Source organism: Terrilactibacillus tamarindi (assembly GCF_009718825.1).
Lineage (GTDB): Bacteria > Bacillota > Bacilli > Bacillales > Sporolactobacillaceae > Terrilactibacillus > Terrilactibacillus tamarindi.
The window spans coordinates 1-14,096 of sequence record NZ_WNHB01000020.1 but is presented as its reverse complement, the minus strand read 5'-3'; the positions used below and the strand labels follow the sequence as shown (position 1 = coordinate 14,096).

The window sequence follows — 14,096 nt, the reverse complement described above, 5'->3', positions numbered from 1 at the left end:
ATATTATTCGTAATATTGGACGAGACAGCTTTGATTAAGCTAACACCGTATACCCAGGGTTGGGAAATATACGGGGAATTTCGGTTAGACCATCTAACCGAAGTTTCGACGTTTTTAAGGAGGGTTTTGTTGGATGATTGAAATCGAAAAGCCGAAAATCGAAGCAGTCGAAATTGCAGATGATGCAACGTATGGCAAGTTTGTCGTTGAACCGCTTGAACGTGGGTATGGTACAACATTAGGAAATTCGCTGCGCCGAATTTTACTATCTTCCCTCCCAGGTGCTGCAGTTACGACAGTACAATTCGACACTGTACTTCATGAGTTTTCAACAATTGAAGGTGTTGTAGAAGATGTAACAACTATCATTCTTAATCTCAAAAAGCTAGCATTAAAGCTTTATGCAGAAGAGGATAAAACACTCGAAATTGATGTGCAGCGTGAAGGTAAAGTTACGGCTGCCGATATTATCCATGATAGTGATGTCGAAATTTTAAACCCTGAGTTAGAAATTGCGACTTTAGAATCAGGTGCTCATTTTCATTTGAGAATGGTAGCCAAGCGTGGACGTGGTTATGTTCCAGCTGATGGTAACAATACAGATGAGTTACCAATTGGTGTCATTCCAATTGATTCAATCTATACACCTGTCTCACGTGTTAACTACCAAGTTGAAAAAACCCGTGTTGGTCAAGTTGCAAACTTCGATAAATTAACTTTAGATGTTTGGACAGACGGAAGCATTAGACCAGAAGAAGCCGTTTCACTAGGAGCTAAAATTTTGTCGGAACATCTTAATATCTTTGTGGGATTAACCGATCAAGCACAAAATGCAGAAATTATGATTGAAAAAGAAGAAGATCAAAAAGAAAAAGTGCTTGAAATGACAATTGAAGAGCTCGATTTATCTGTACGTTCATACAACTGTTTGAAACGTGCCGGTATTAATACTGTACAGGAACTGGCTCAGAAATCAGAAGAAGATATGATGAAAGTCAGAAATCTTGGACGGAAATCTCTCGAAGAAGTTCAAGAGAAACTCGAAGATCTAGGCTTAGGTCTTAGAGAAGAAGTATAACAGCAAACATTCTTTCTTTTTTGCGCAAAAAAGAAAATGAAATAATGATAAAGGAGGGTATGTGGCTATGGCATACGCAAAATTAGGTCGTGATTCAAGTGCCCGTAAAGCCTTGTTCCGTGATCTTGCTACAGATCTAATCATCAATGAAAGAATCACAACAACGCATTCAAAAGCGAAAGAGCTCCGTTCTTTCGTTGAGAAACTCATCACTCTAGGTAAGCGTGGTGACATTCACGCTAGACGTCAAGCAGCTAGTTTTGTACGTAATGAAGTGGCTGATGAAGAGTCTGGTCAAAAGGCTGTTCAAAAATTATTTGATGATATTGCAAAACGCTATGAAGAACGTCAAGGTGGTTACACACGAGTTCTTAAATTAGGACCTCGTCGCGGTGATGGCGCCGAAATGGCAATCATCGAATTAGTTTAATTATTGATACGTTACAGGAATGAGTTCTTTAGAACTTTATTCCTGTTTTTTTTATCCCGCATTAACGGCGAGTATTGACCACTACCTCAAGGCAACGTGTGTAAACGACCATTCCTACTGCCTCTATGAGCCCAATTGTTTTAGGCTTACAATCAGCGGTGGATGAAGAAAATCCCCACTGATAAAGCTTCATTTTATCTTCTCTATAATCATCTATTCTTAAACTTTAACGCATTTTTATTCGTTGAAATAGGCGGTAATCGTAATTCATGTTAAAATGAAGTTCAATGGGTAGATTTTGGAGGATATAGCTGTGAAACAGAAGGAGAACCCAATCATAGACGTTTCAAATGTTTATTATCGATATGAGAAAGAAACTAATTGGATATTAGAAGATATTAACTTAACCGTTTACCAAGGTGAGTGGCTTGCGATAACGGGTCACAACGGCTCAGGTAAATCAACGCTCGCTAAATGTTTAAAGGGTTTGATTATGCCTGAAAAAGGGACCATATCGGTTCTTCACTGGGATACGACAGACAAAGAGAAACTTTGGGACATTCGCCGAACGGTAGGCATGGTTTTTCAAAATCCAGATAATCAATTTGTTGGCGCAACGGTCAAAGATGATGTGGCTTTTGGTATGGAAAATAGCGGTATTGAGCGCCAAGAGATGTTAAAAAGATTAGAAACATCTTTAAAACAAGTTCGAATGTTTGATTATGTTGATAGAGAGCCCCATCAATTATCTGGAGGACAAAAACAGCGTGTAGCGATTGCCGGCATCATTGCATTAGAGCCTTCGATTATTATTTTAGATGAAGCTACATCGATGCTCGATCCAGAAGGACGAAAGTCTGTTATGAAGCTTATGCGACATTTAAATAAAGAGAATAATATAACAGTTATTTCTATTACACATGATTTAGAAGAAGTCATTCACGCTGATCGAATGATTGTAATGAATGATGGTAAAGTGATTAAAGAAGGGAAACCAAGAGATCTTTTTCAATCGACCAATGATTTTGAAAAAGTTGGTCTAGATTTACCTTTTACGATAAAATTAAGACGCTGTTTGAAGGAAAAAGGTTTAGAGATATCAGACAATGCTTTATTTGAAGAAGAGTTGGTGAACGAGCTATGGACATTATATTCAACCAATTAACCCACCTTTATCATCCAAAAACACCTTTTGAAAGAATAGCGTTAAAGGATATTAATCTTCAAATCTCATCACAGTCCTTTACCTCTATTGTAGGAGAAACCGGTTCGGGTAAGTCGACGTTAGTTCAACATATTAATGGTTTATTAAAGCCTTCATCGGGATCAATACAGATAGGCTCCATATCCATTGATTCTAGAAAGAAAGTGTCTAACTTAAAGGAATTACGAAAACAGGTAGGCATGGTTTTTCAATATCCAGAACATCAACTTTTTGAAGAGACCGTTTTGAAAGATATTTGCTTTGGTCCGATTAATTTTGGTATATCGGAGGCAGAGGCCAAGAGAAGGGCTAGGTGGGCCATTAAACAGGTTGGGTTAGATACCGACATTCTATCCCGTTCACCATTTGATCTAAGCGGCGGTCAAATGAGGCGAGTGGCGATTGCTGGGGTTTTAGCGATAGAGCCCCAAGTCGTCATTCTAGATGAACCTACAGCGGGTCTAGATCCCGAAGGGAGAAAAGACATTATGTCGTTGTTTAAGCAACTTCATGAAGATAGACAATGGACAACCATTATGGTCACACATAGTATGGAGGATGCAGCCTATTATTCTGACCAAATGGTTGTCATGGATAAAGGAACGGTCGCCATGCATGATTCTCCAGAGAATGTGTTTATACAGATAGAGGCGTTGAAAAAGTTAGGGCTCGATCTTCCTCAAAGCATGCAATTTTTAAGACTTTTTTATGCTAAGCAGGATTTAAAGGTCATAAAACCCGTCTTCTCAATAGAAGATACAGCTGATGAGATTATTCGAGCTCTAAAAACGGTGAGAAAGGGGTGATAAGATGAACAATCTTATTATTGGGCAATATTTCCCGGGCGATTCTTACCTACATCGATTAGATCCACGCTCAAAGTTGATTAGTGTCTTTATTCTTGTTTGTATTATCTTTATAGCCAATTCATGGACAACTTATGGGATGTTGTTTTTATTCACCTGCATCAGTGTCGCAGCATCCAAATTGCCGCTTCGGTTTATTTATCGAGGACTCAAACCGGTATTTTTTATTCTGTTATTTACATTCATTGTCAATGTTTTGAGTATGGATGGGGGTAAGCCCTTAATCGATTATGGAGTCATTCATATCACGTCGGGTGGCCTCGTCTTTTCCATATTTATTACCTTACGTATTACGATCATTGTGATGATAACAACACTATTAACCTTGACGACACCCCCTATCTCATTTGCCGACGGGATTGAAGTTTTATTTTCACCTTTGAAAAAAATAAAGGTTCCTGTACATGAATTTGCACTAATGATGTCGATTTCCCTTCGGTTTATTCCGACTTTAATGGAGGAAACGGATAAAATCATGAAGGCTCAGGCAGCAAGAGGTTCAGATCTCTCGACAGGCCCATTAAGGCAGCGTATGAAAGCCATTGTCCCACTACTGGTGCCATTGTTCGTAAGTAGCTTCAAACGTGCAGATGACCTAGCTATGGCTATGGAATCGAGAGGATACAGGGGTGATGTTGGTCGGACAAGATTTAGAGAGCTTAAATGGTCGAGTTCTGATTCAATCGTTCTCGTTCTTGTTATATTCCTTGTCACGGCCTTAATTTTGATGAGAATAAGGGGTATCTAATCTATGGTTAAGCTGAAATGTACTGTGACATATGATGGGACTAACTTTTCTGGTTATCAAATACAACCGAATAAAAGAACCGTGCAAGGGGAAATTGAAGCGGTCCTTAAGAAAATACATAAAGGGTCTGAAGTGAAAATCGTTGCTTCGGGTCGGACCGACGCAGGCGTTCATGCTCATGAACAGGTGTTCCATTATACGACGAACCTCACTATTCCACTTGCAAACTGGAAAAAAGCGTTAAACAGCCTCTTGCCAGATGACATTTACATTAGAAAGATGGAAGAGGTCACAGAGGACTTCCATGCCCGCTATCACGTGAAAAAGAAAGAGTACCGTTATCGACTCCTTGTTAACACAGAGAAAGATGTCTTTAGGCGGAACTACACGTGTCATATACCTATGGCTCTGAACAAAGAGGCAATGGAAGAAGCCGCAAAGGCATTTCTCGGTGAACATGATTTTACCTCTTTTTGTGCAGCCAATACACCGGTTGTAAATAAGGTGAGAACAATCCACAAGCTTTCGATCATAGAAGATTCAAATCATGAATGGGTGATTCAAGTTATTGGAAGTGGGTTTCTTTACCAAATGGTTCGAATTATTGTGGGAACGCTTCTTGACGTGGGAAAAGGCAAACTTGCACCAAAAGACGTGGCAGATATCATAGAAAAAAAAGATCGATCCTATGCGTCTCAAACAGCCCCTGCACAAGGGCTTACCATGTGGAAAGTAACCTATTAATCCTCTTAAGCTCACTTGACTTTTTGTTTGAAATATTATAAGATATGTTTTGGCATTTCGAAATTCGACCACTATTAGCCCCGAAACGATATTGGTCTTTACTTATGAAATGAAAACTGACATTTGAAAATAGATATAACCCAAGGAGGGAACTCTCATGCGCACAACTTTTATGGCAAATGCCCAAAACGTTGAACGTAAATGGCTCGTTATTGATGCTGAAGGTCAAACACTTGGCCGTCTTGCAAGTGAAGTAGCTTCGATCTTGCGCGGTAAACATAAACCAACATTTACACCACACGTTGATACTGGTGATCACGTCATTCTTATCAATGCAGAAAAAATTCATCTTACTGGTAACAAGTTGGCTGACAAAAAATACTACAGACACACTGGACATCCAGGTGGATTGAAAGAACGTACAGCAGGCGAAATGCGTGAAACTCGCGCTCGTCAAATGCTTGAAATCACAATCAAAGGGATGCTTCCACACAACAGCCTAGGACGTCAAATGGCTAAAAAACTTCATGTTTATGAAGGTAGCGAACATCCACATGCAGCACAAAAACCAGAAGCTTACGAGCTTCGCGGATAATATAAAAAGGAGGTAATACCATGGCACAAGTACAATACTACGGAACTGGTCGTCGTAAAAACTCTGTTGCTCGCGTAAGACTCGTACCTGGAGACGGTAACATTGTTGTTAACGGACAATCAATCAACGACTATTTTGACCTTGAAACATTAAGAATGATCATTAGACAACCTCTTGTTGCAACTGAAACTGAAGGTCGTTATGATGTTCTTATCAACGTAAAAGGCGGCGGATTCACAGGACAAGCGGGAGCTGCACGTCACGGCGTTGCACGTGCTCTTCTTGAAGCTGATCCAGAATATCGTTCAACTCTTAAACGTGCTGGTTTCTTAACTCGTGACCCACGTATGAAAGAACGTAAAAAATACGGACTCAAAGGCGCTCGTCGCGCACCTCAATTCTCAAAACGTTAAAATCTTGCGTTTCAAGACTCTTTTCACTTGTGTGGAGAGGGTCTTTTTTATTTTTGGCTCTGTTAAAGCCTGTTGTTGATAATTTGATTTATAGGAACTTATGTTCTATAATGGGTTTAACTATATAAAAGTGGTGATGAACGTGAGAGCAACTGATATTCTTAAAGCCATTCAAAAACTAAATCCAGCAGAAAAGCACCGACTACGAGAGTATTTAATTGATACACTTACTGCATCTTCTTCGACAGGAACTGTTCTGCAAGAAATATCTGAACGCAAAAATAAGAGCGGTTATCATTGTCCTGACTGCGAATCAGAACATATCGTTCGGTATGGCACATACTCAACGATTGTGGATGGAGATGAAGTAGAAAAGCAACGTTATCGCTGTAAAGCGTGTAAAAAGACATTTACTGACCTAACAAATACTGCTCTATATCGAACACGACATCTCAATCAATGGATTAAATTCATCGAATGTATGATAGAGGGATATTCTCTGCGTAAATCTGCTGAATTAGTTGGTAATGTTACTCACGTTACATTGTTCTACTGGAGGCACAAACTCTTATCATCATTAAAACAAATGGAAATATCTAATTTTGAAGGTATTGTTGAAATGGACGAGACCTATTTTCTATACTCAGAAAAAGGACAAAGAAAGATAAAAGACAGAAAACCCCGCAAACGTGGAGGTTCCGCTAAGAAACGGGGCATAAGCAACGAACAAGTTTGTGTCTTAGTCGCAAGAGACCGTGAAAAGATGACTTTTTCGCAGACATTGGGAATGGGTCGATTAACAAAAGAGCAGTTAGACAAGGCTATCGGACATAAACTTTCAAATGAAAATGTTTTATGCACCGATTCTTGGCGTGCTTTTAAAACATATGCTGCTGAAAAAGGGATGGATATTTATCAGTTCAAGTCTGATGGTAAGGTTCGCACAAAGGGGCTATATCATATCCAGAACGTTAACAATTATCACCGAAGGCTTAAAGGATGGATACAACGTTTTAATGGAGTTGCAACTAAATATCTAAATAATTACCTTGTTTGGTTTCAGGTGTTAGAATCCATTTAACATCAAAGGAATCCTATTACTATTAGTGACTTGATGATTAAGGGGAATTTAATACAAAATATGGAAACATATGATACACTTAGGTTATCTAAATTCACGATATAAACATTCCTGCTTGTCCAACTAAAGAGCAGTAATGTGGAATAAGAAAGATTTATTATTAGGGGGGATTGTATGGCTTATAATTTTAGTGTTTTGACACAAGAACAAGCAGAAGATATTGCATTTAATTGGCATTATGATGGTGAATATTCTTTTTATAATATGGAAGCTGATAAAGAGGATTTAGACGAATTTTTAAATCCAGAAGAACGAGGAAATTCTACATTTGCTGTAACAAAAGAAAATGAATTGGTTGCTTTTTTTAGTATTAGTAGGGTTGCTGACGGAACTTTTGATATTGGTTTAGGAATGAGACCAGATTTAACTGGAAAAGGTAATGGATTAGAATTTTTAAGGGCAGGTATTAACTTTATTCAAACAGAATATAAACCTGAAAAAGTCACATTATCAGTAGCAACTTTTAATCAAAGAGCTATAAAATTATACAGAAAAGTTGGATTTAAAGATGTAGGACATTTTTTACAAGATACAAATGGTAGCACATTTGAGTTTCTAAAGATGGAATTTAAATGTTGATAACTCTCTTGAATTAACGAGATGCGTTAGTTTAACAAGCAAATATTATAAAAGCAGAACTTCCATAAATTAGGAAGTTTTACTTTTATAAGATATCAACATTAAACTTTAACAGAGCCTTATTTTTAAAAATTTTTATTTTAATAGAGAGTGATTAATAAAGTTTTAGTTATATCATATCTTGAGAAATTTTTGGCAAGAATGAATCTATAAAATTGAATGTTACTTGTTTAATAAGGGAATAGGGAGGAAATGGTCATTAATAAGAAAGAAAGGAATAATCAATGAATAGTAAAATTAAACCTTCAAAACACCATGTAAATACTGAAGAACATTCAGTCTTCTCAAGTCGCAATCTATGGTCAGGTTTTCTTTTTGGGGTAGGTCTTGTGGCCTTTATGGATGAGGCCATATTTCATCAACTTTTGCATTGGCATCATTTTTATGATAAATCGTCGACCGCTATTGGGCTCATCTCAGATGGCCTTTTTCATGCTTTTAGCTGGTTTGCTACCATAGCAAGTCTCTTTTTATTTGCTGATCTCAGGAGGCGAAACGAATGGCAACGGGCGAGATGGTGGGGAGGAGTCTTACTAGGAGCAGGCGGGTTCCAGCTTTATGATGGAACAATCCAGCATAAACTCATGCGCATCCATCAAATACGTTATGTAGAAAATGTGTTTGTTTATGACTTAGTGTGGAACGTCGCCGCTGTTATCATGCTTTTAATAGGATTTAGCTTAATTTTTTTTACAATGAACCATAAAAAACGGAGAATAACGAGGTCACATGAATAACATGCATGATCGTCATCATTTTAATGGTGAAACGGATTTTTTTTATATAATCGGATTAGGCCCTCAATTGCTTTTATCGCTGCCATTTGTGATAATTTTTGTCTGGTATATTTTTGCTGTCATTATTTCTAACCGCCGCTACAGACCATGGCCGAAGTACCGTATCGTCTTTTGGACTCTTGGCGTTCTTGCAATAGTTTCTGTAGCCGGACCTCTAGCCAGTCATGCCCATATGAATTTTACAGTCCACATGATCGGCCACTTATTATTAGGCATGCTAGCGCCTTTACTTATGGCATTATCTAGACCAATGACGTTATTACTACGCATGTTAAGCATTCCATTAGCACGACGTCTTACGTCTTTGTTAAGGAAATGGCCTTTAATGATATTGACGCACCCGATAACAGCCGTCATCCTCAATATAGGAGGTCTATGGCTCATATATAGTACAGAGCTGTTCTCGCTTATGCACCATCATGTTTTATTATACCTTTTGATACATATTCATGTATTCATGGCTGGTTATCTTTTTACTATATCTATCTTATATATTGACCCTATTCCTCACCGCGTTTCATTTCTATATCGTGGAATTATGTTGATTTTGGCTTTAGCTGGTCATGCTATATTATCAAAGTATATTTTTGTACATACACCAGTTGGCGTGCCGCAAAATCAAGCAGAATTAGGAAGTTTGCTCATGTACTACGGCGGAGATGTCATTGACATGGCTATAATTTTTATCTTTTGCTTACAATGGTTTAAATCCACTCAACCTCTAATAAGAGTAGAAAAAGTTCCTGAAACAACATTTTCTAAACATTAAAAAGTCCTTGCCTGCGTGAGTCGTTGATGAAGTTCTAATGTTTCGTGAATACCAAATCATTCCTTTCAATGGAACACAAAACAAAGCATGGCAAAAAGTGTTAGTTTGGATTCCCTTTACTTGTTAGATGATATAAGTAAAGGAGGGAATGATATTGGGAGAAGTCATGGATTTTTATGACAAATACAGACATAAGCAAATTGATTTTGAAAGACAAAATCTGCAGGATGTTTCGTTAATAAAAATACAGGAATCTATAAAGGATGTCTTTGATGGATTTTTAGAGCCTGTTTCATCATATATGCAAACGGTAGTAGACATGTGTATAGACTATGCCGTTGAATCATTTTTACTCGGTGCATCTTTCTCACGATTAGGCTATTATGGCGAGGAAATGACGAATGCTTTTCAGAGAAGTCGTGAACCATTTAAAATGCTCACGGATGATCTATATGACTTTTGGATTTTTTGGTATTATATAGATAATATAAAAAATGAAGCTATTTATAAAGCGTGTGAATCGTTTCTATATTATTGGTGGAAAGAAGGATTCGAAACAGCGTTAAAACGATATCGCATGCGTCTTCATTAAATTTACATTTATCGTGATATATTTTCCCCTTGTCCCATATAATGTACAAGGTTATATTATGCCACCTGGCAGGCAGGGGGAGAACAATGAAAATAAGCAAACTACAAGTTGGATTACTTATATGTGTTGCCGCTCTTATCTTTGGCCTTATCAATTATAAACTGATTAGCCAAAATTCCGGAAAGCATTGGAATTTACCTTTATCAGGCCGTATCATCGTTCTTGATGCAGGTCATGGGGGACCCGATGGTGGGGCTACTGGCGGGGGTATACTTGAAAAAAACGTGACGCTCAGTATAGCGGAGCATTTAAAAGATTACTTACAGCAATCCGGTGCCGTCGTTGTCATGACACGTGAAGAAGATAAAGACCTAGCCGACGAAGATCCTACCGGCAGGAGGAAGACACAGGATTTAATGCGACGAGTGGCATTAATCAAGAAGACAGATCCTGATTGTGTTGTTAGTATCCATCTAAATGCCATTCCTTCTGAAAGATGGCGGGGAGCCCAGACTTTTTATTTTCCGAAATCAAAAGAAAATGAATCTCTTGCTAAATTCATTCAAGATTCTATTAAAGTGCAGTTAGAAAATACGGATCGGTATGCTAAACCCATTAACCATGTTTATATATTAAAGAAAATTAAGCCACCGGCCGCACTTGTGGAAGTTGGTTTTTTATCTAATCCTGAAGAACGTGCCCTTCTTTCAACAAGTAATTATCAAAGGAAAGTAGCGGTTTCCATTTATGAAGGGATGATGCGCTATTTTACTAATGAAAAAACACCAAAACCATAATCGAATCGGTTGCTTCGACTTTCCTATTTTTATTAGGAAAGTTTTATATTATTCAAAAGGTTGTTTTAAATGGAATTTTTAGTTGAGTTTGTTATACTAAGTGGTAATCATTGTGGACGATGAATTTTTCAAAGGTGGGAAAGACATGATTTCAAAAGAACAGGTTATAACAATACTTCAAACAATTAAAGATCCACATTTACATAAAAACTTAGTCGAAACAGGTGCTTTACGGCAATTAAGTATTAAAGAGCATCTAGTCAGCTTGAAGATCGCATTAGCTAAAATAAAAACCGAAGAACAAATGAAGGTACAACAGGCTATTGTTCAGAAGCTAAAAGAGCAGGGGGCTGAATCAGTAGGTCTTCGATTTGAACAATTAAGTGAAGAGGAAATAGAAAAATTAGGGGGGTTACCGGAAGACGATGTTTCACCCTTACTATCAAAACGAAGTAAAACCGTCTTTATTGGTATCGCCAGCGGCAAGGGTGGCGTAGGAAAATCCACTGTATCGGTTAATCTTGCAGTTGCTCTAGGTAGACTTGGACATAAGGTTGGCATTCTTGATGCCGATATTTATGGTTTTAGTGTTCCTGACATGATGGGCATCGAAGAAAGACCAACGACCGCCGATAATCACATTATTCCAGTTGAACGATTTGGTATTAAAGTCATGTCTATGGGATTTTTTGTGGAAGACAACTCTCCGGTTATTTGGCGTGGCCCGAGGCTCGGGAAAATGTTTAACAACTTTTTTAGTGAAGTGAACTGGGGAGAGCTTGATTTTCTAATTATCGATTTGCCACCTGGTACAGGAGACGTTGCCCTAAGCTCACACATATTGCTACCGGATATGAAAGAAATTATCGTCACAACTCCGCATCCAACGGCAGCATTTGTAGCTGCACGTGCGGGAGAAATGGCACATAAAACAAATCATGAAATTATTGGTGTTATTGAAAATATGGCATATTATCAAAGTAAAAAAACCGGTGAAATTGAATTTGTATTTGGTCGCGGCGGAGGAGAGAAGTTAAGCAACGTGCTTAATACAGAACTTTTAGGACATATTCCACTCCAACAGCCAGATGAAAATAGCACTGTTTTTGCTCCAAGTGTATATTTTAATGACCATCCAATCGGGAGAATATACGACGAGATTGCGGAGAAAGTTGTTCATCATATAAAAAAATAATGATTGATATCAAAAAACGTTTGCGAATCTGCAAACGTTTTTTGTATGAGCATAGTAAGGATAGAATCATGACGAAATTCAATTTAAAAATTAAATGCTCTAGAAGAATATTTCTTGATTCTCGGTTACATATTAAGGAATAAGAAAGGGGTGGTCATGGTGTATAAGAAAGTAATATGCTTTGTCTTTTGTTTGATCGCTATACTAAATTTAAGTAGTTGTGCTGCACAACCAAAATCTGATAATACCAATTATCCGGAAACAAAGCGTATGGTTATAGATATGCTTAAAACCGATGAAGGTAAAGAAACGATAAAAGATATACTTAAAGATAATGATGTTAAAAAAGAACTTGTCTTAGATCACGCCTACGTAAAAGATACGATTATTCAACAATTTGAAACAAAAGAAGGTCAACAATATTGGTCAACTCTTATTTCCAATCCTGAGTTTGCTGGGAAATTAGCAAAGACAATGGAAAGTAAGAATGAAGATTTATTGAAGCAATTAATGAAAGATCCAAGTTATCAAAGTATGATGATGGATATTTTAAAAGATCCAAACATGCAAAATGAATACTTAGATCTTATGAAAACGAAGAAATTCCGGTCGCAAATGCAAAAAGTAGTTGCAGACACGTTAGCAAGCCCGCTCTTTGCAACCCAACTATCTGGAGCTATCGAAAAAGCCGTAAAAACGCAATTGAAAGCACAACAAGCAAAAAGTCAATAATAACATGGGGCTACGGGGAACTTTATCCTCAGTACCCTTTTTACTAATTTAGTGATTTTGTTTTTACTTTTGTGTCTGATATTAAGTCGGATAGCGTTGTGAAAGATAGACCTTTCTTCTGAATATTATCAATAATATAGGGAAGAGCTCGATAGGTTTGTTTAGCTGAATCAGAAGCGTGAAGTCGAATGATATCTCCTTTTTCAGTATGATTAATGGTATAAGCCGCTATTTTTTGATAACCCGGATTTGTATCATCTTGAGGATTAACGCTCCACAAAATGACCTGTTGATCGAGTGTAGAGGCGATACTCAGTACGTCATGATCAATTTTTCCATAAGGTGGCCGCATCAAGGTTGTGCGCCGATTGCTGACTTTATAGATGGATGATTCTGCTAAAGTAAGATCTTTTCTTATTTCACCGTCATCCAATTTGGTATACGCTGTATGATTCATGCCATGTGATCCAATTTCATGACCGTCTTTTTTTATTTTCTCAATAATTTCAGGGTGACGTTCAGCCCACTCCCCAGAAACAAAAAATGTAGCCTTAACATTTTTTTGTTTAAGTATTTCTAATATCGGCTTTATTTGCTCATCCCCCCAGCTAATATCGAAAGTTAAAGCAACATGAGGCTGTTCCGTATGGACGCTTGTTAACGCTCTTGGACCTTCGGTTGTTGAAAAGACACTCATTTCTTGGTTTTGTATAAACGCAACTAGTGCTGCAAAGAAAGATGCAATTAGAATGAATATGGTATTTCTTAATTTTGTTCCATTAATAACCCAAATAAATCTCATGTTTAAACACCTCATCTGTTTTACGTTTGTACAATTTTATGGCCTAGCTTTCTGTTTTATGTCCTATCATTGATATTTTGTTTTAAATGTGGTTGATGAATAAGTAGTCTTTAAAAAGGATTTTTAAAGTGTTTATAAATTATGTATTGACAACCTAAATAAAAAAGCATATACTATTAGAGTTGCTGTTATGAACAACACAAAAAAGTTGACATTCAACTGGTTTTTTTGATAAACTACTAAAGCAGTATTTGTTGAGTTAAATACTCAATATGATGTTGAAAAAAAGTTGTTGACATCACTAGTTAAAAAGTGATATAATAACAGAGTTGCTTAAACAAGTGGCAAACATTTAAACGATTGTTCTTTGAAAACTAAACAAAAGCCAAGCGTAATATCAAACGGGTAATACCGATTGATTTCTTTGAAAAAAGAGCGATGGATCAAATGAAACGATTTAATTATTTTTGTTCATTATAAATGAACTAACAGGCTAAGTACTTCGGCTAACGCCGGAGTTGTACATCCTGTACTTCGGAGAGTTTGATCCTGGC

At 37.3% G+C, this 14,096-nt stretch carries 16 protein-coding genes and 1 pseudogene; 16 read left to right on the top strand and 1 reads right to left on the bottom strand.

The window, feature by feature from the left end; genetic code table 11:
• Nucleotides 1-133 precede the first annotated feature (133 nt).
• The 16 genes and pseudogenes from GMB86_RS12060 to gerD all read left to right on the top strand — a co-directional run bounded on the left by GMB86_RS12060 (nt 134) and on the right by gerD (nt 12,740).
• Nucleotides 134-1,078: a DNA-directed RNA polymerase subunit alpha gene (locus GMB86_RS12060; protein WP_155220302.1), complete on the top strand. Its 945-nt coding sequence runs from the start codon at nt 134-136 to the stop codon at nt 1,076-1,078.
• 67 nt (nt 1,079-1,145) lie between these two features.
• Nucleotides 1,146-1,508 carry a 50S ribosomal protein L17 gene (gene rplQ / locus GMB86_RS12055; RefSeq protein ID WP_155220300.1) on the top strand — a complete coding sequence of 121 codons (363 nt, stop codon included), beginning with the start codon at nt 1,146-1,148 and terminating at the stop codon, nt 1,506-1,508.
• A 313-nt stretch (nt 1,509-1,821) separates the two neighbouring features.
• Entirely contained in the window at nt 1,822-2,673 is an 852-nt protein-coding gene (locus GMB86_RS12050; protein WP_329602907.1) for an energy-coupling factor ABC transporter ATP-binding protein, read from the top strand.
• Nucleotides 2,649-3,518, top strand: coding sequence for an energy-coupling factor ABC transporter ATP-binding protein (locus tag GMB86_RS12045; protein WP_155220296.1), 870 nt, complete (start codon nt 2,649-2,651; stop codon nt 3,516-3,518). Before GMB86_RS12050 ends, GMB86_RS12045 begins: the two co-directional genes overlap by 25 nt.
• A gap of 4 nt (nt 3,519-3,522) precedes the next feature.
• Nucleotides 3,523-4,326, top strand: coding sequence for an energy-coupling factor transporter transmembrane component T family protein (locus GMB86_RS12040; protein ID WP_155220294.1), 804 nt, complete (start codon nt 3,523-3,525; stop codon nt 4,324-4,326).
• A 3-nt stretch (nt 4,327-4,329) separates the two neighbouring features.
• Nucleotides 4,330-5,070, top strand: a complete 741-nt coding sequence (gene truA / locus GMB86_RS12035) for a tRNA pseudouridine(38-40) synthase TruA (RefSeq protein ID WP_155220292.1) — start codon at nt 4,330-4,332, stop codon at nt 5,068-5,070.
• A gap of 157 nt (nt 5,071-5,227) precedes the next feature.
• Entirely contained in the window at nt 5,228-5,665 is a 438-nt protein-coding gene (rplM, locus tag GMB86_RS12030; protein ID WP_155220290.1) for a 50S ribosomal protein L13, read from the top strand.
• Between the two features lie 20 nt (nt 5,666-5,685).
• Nucleotides 5,686-6,078 (top strand): 30S ribosomal protein S9, encoded by a 393-nt coding sequence (gene rpsI / locus GMB86_RS12025; RefSeq protein WP_155220288.1) that lies wholly within the window; start codon nt 5,686-5,688, stop codon nt 6,076-6,078.
• 136 nt (nt 6,079-6,214) lie between these two features.
• Nucleotides 6,215-7,264: pseudogene (locus GMB86_RS12020) on the top strand (IS1595 family transposase).
• A gap of 69 nt (nt 7,265-7,333) precedes the next feature.
• Nucleotides 7,334-7,798, top strand: a complete 465-nt coding sequence (locus GMB86_RS12015) for a GNAT family N-acetyltransferase (RefSeq protein WP_155220286.1) — start codon at nt 7,334-7,336, stop codon at nt 7,796-7,798.
• Nucleotides 7,799-8,082: 284 nt separating this feature from the next.
• Nucleotides 8,083-8,595 (top strand): DUF2243 domain-containing protein, encoded by a 513-nt coding sequence (locus GMB86_RS12010; RefSeq protein WP_155220284.1) that lies wholly within the window; start codon nt 8,083-8,085, stop codon nt 8,593-8,595.
• Nucleotides 8,588-9,424 (top strand): cytochrome c oxidase assembly protein, encoded by an 837-nt coding sequence (locus GMB86_RS12005; protein ID WP_155220282.1) that lies wholly within the window; start codon nt 8,588-8,590, stop codon nt 9,422-9,424. Before GMB86_RS12010 ends, GMB86_RS12005 begins: the two co-directional genes overlap by 8 nt.
• 154 nt (nt 9,425-9,578) lie before the next feature.
• Nucleotides 9,579-10,016, top strand: coding sequence for a DUF2521 family protein (locus GMB86_RS12000; RefSeq protein WP_196220217.1), 438 nt, complete (start codon nt 9,579-9,581; stop codon nt 10,014-10,016).
• An 86-nt stretch (nt 10,017-10,102) separates the two neighbouring features.
• Complete coding sequence (gene cwlD / locus GMB86_RS11995; RefSeq protein ID WP_155220278.1) at nt 10,103-10,813, top strand: N-acetylmuramoyl-L-alanine amidase CwlD; 711 nt, start codon at nt 10,103-10,105, stop codon at nt 10,811-10,813.
• 145 nt (nt 10,814-10,958) lie between these two features.
• On the top strand, nt 10,959-12,008 hold the full coding sequence (locus GMB86_RS11990; RefSeq protein WP_155220396.1) for an Mrp/NBP35 family ATP-binding protein: 1,050 nt from the start codon (nt 10,959-10,961) through the stop codon (nt 12,006-12,008).
• A gap of 159 nt (nt 12,009-12,167) precedes the next feature.
• The gene (gene gerD / locus GMB86_RS11985; RefSeq protein WP_155220276.1) at nt 12,168-12,740 is read left to right on the top strand and encodes a spore germination lipoprotein GerD; all 573 of its coding nucleotides are present in this window, start codon (nt 12,168-12,170) and stop codon (nt 12,738-12,740) included.
• Between the two features lie 43 nt (nt 12,741-12,783).
• Here gerD and GMB86_RS11980 read toward each other — a convergent pair whose 3' ends face one another.
• Nucleotides 12,784-13,542, bottom strand: coding sequence for a polysaccharide deacetylase family protein (locus GMB86_RS11980; protein WP_155220274.1), 759 nt, complete (start codon nt 13,540-13,542; stop codon nt 12,784-12,786).
• Nucleotides 13,543-14,096: the final 554 nt, after the last annotated feature.

Bases quoted from the DNA above. Each gene is read 5' to 3' on its own strand.
- GMB86_RS12005 (WP_155220282.1), top strand. From the start codon at position 8,588: ATGAATAACATGCATGATCGTCATCATTTTAATGGTGAAACGGATTTT.
- GMB86_RS11980 (WP_155220274.1), bottom strand. From the start codon at position 13,542: ATGAGATTTATTTGGGTTATTAATGGAACAAAATTAAGAAATACCATA.
- GMB86_RS12010 (WP_155220284.1), top strand. From the start codon at position 8,083: ATGAATAGTAAAATTAAACCTTCAAAACACCATGTAAATACTGAAGAA.
- GMB86_RS12015 (WP_155220286.1), top strand. From the start codon at position 7,334: ATGGCTTATAATTTTAGTGTTTTGACACAAGAACAAGCAGAAGATATT.
- truA (WP_155220292.1), top strand. From the start codon at position 4,330: ATGGTTAAGCTGAAATGTACTGTGACATATGATGGGACTAACTTTTCT.
- cwlD (WP_155220278.1), top strand. From the start codon at position 10,103: ATGAAAATAAGCAAACTACAAGTTGGATTACTTATATGTGTTGCCGCT.
- rplM (WP_155220290.1), top strand. From the start codon at position 5,228: ATGCGCACAACTTTTATGGCAAATGCCCAAAACGTTGAACGTAAATGG.
- rplQ (WP_155220300.1), top strand. From the start codon at position 1,146: ATGGCATACGCAAAATTAGGTCGTGATTCAAGTGCCCGTAAAGCCTTG.
- GMB86_RS12060 (WP_155220302.1), top strand. From the start codon at position 134: ATGATTGAAATCGAAAAGCCGAAAATCGAAGCAGTCGAAATTGCAGAT.
- rpsI (WP_155220288.1), top strand. From the start codon at position 5,686: ATGGCACAAGTACAATACTACGGAACTGGTCGTCGTAAAAACTCTGTT.
- GMB86_RS12040 (WP_155220294.1), top strand. From the start codon at position 3,523: ATGAACAATCTTATTATTGGGCAATATTTCCCGGGCGATTCTTACCTA.
- GMB86_RS11990 (WP_155220396.1), top strand. From the start codon at position 10,959: ATGATTTCAAAAGAACAGGTTATAACAATACTTCAAACAATTAAAGAT.
- GMB86_RS12045 (WP_155220296.1), top strand. From the start codon at position 2,649: ATGGACATTATATTCAACCAATTAACCCACCTTTATCATCCAAAAACA.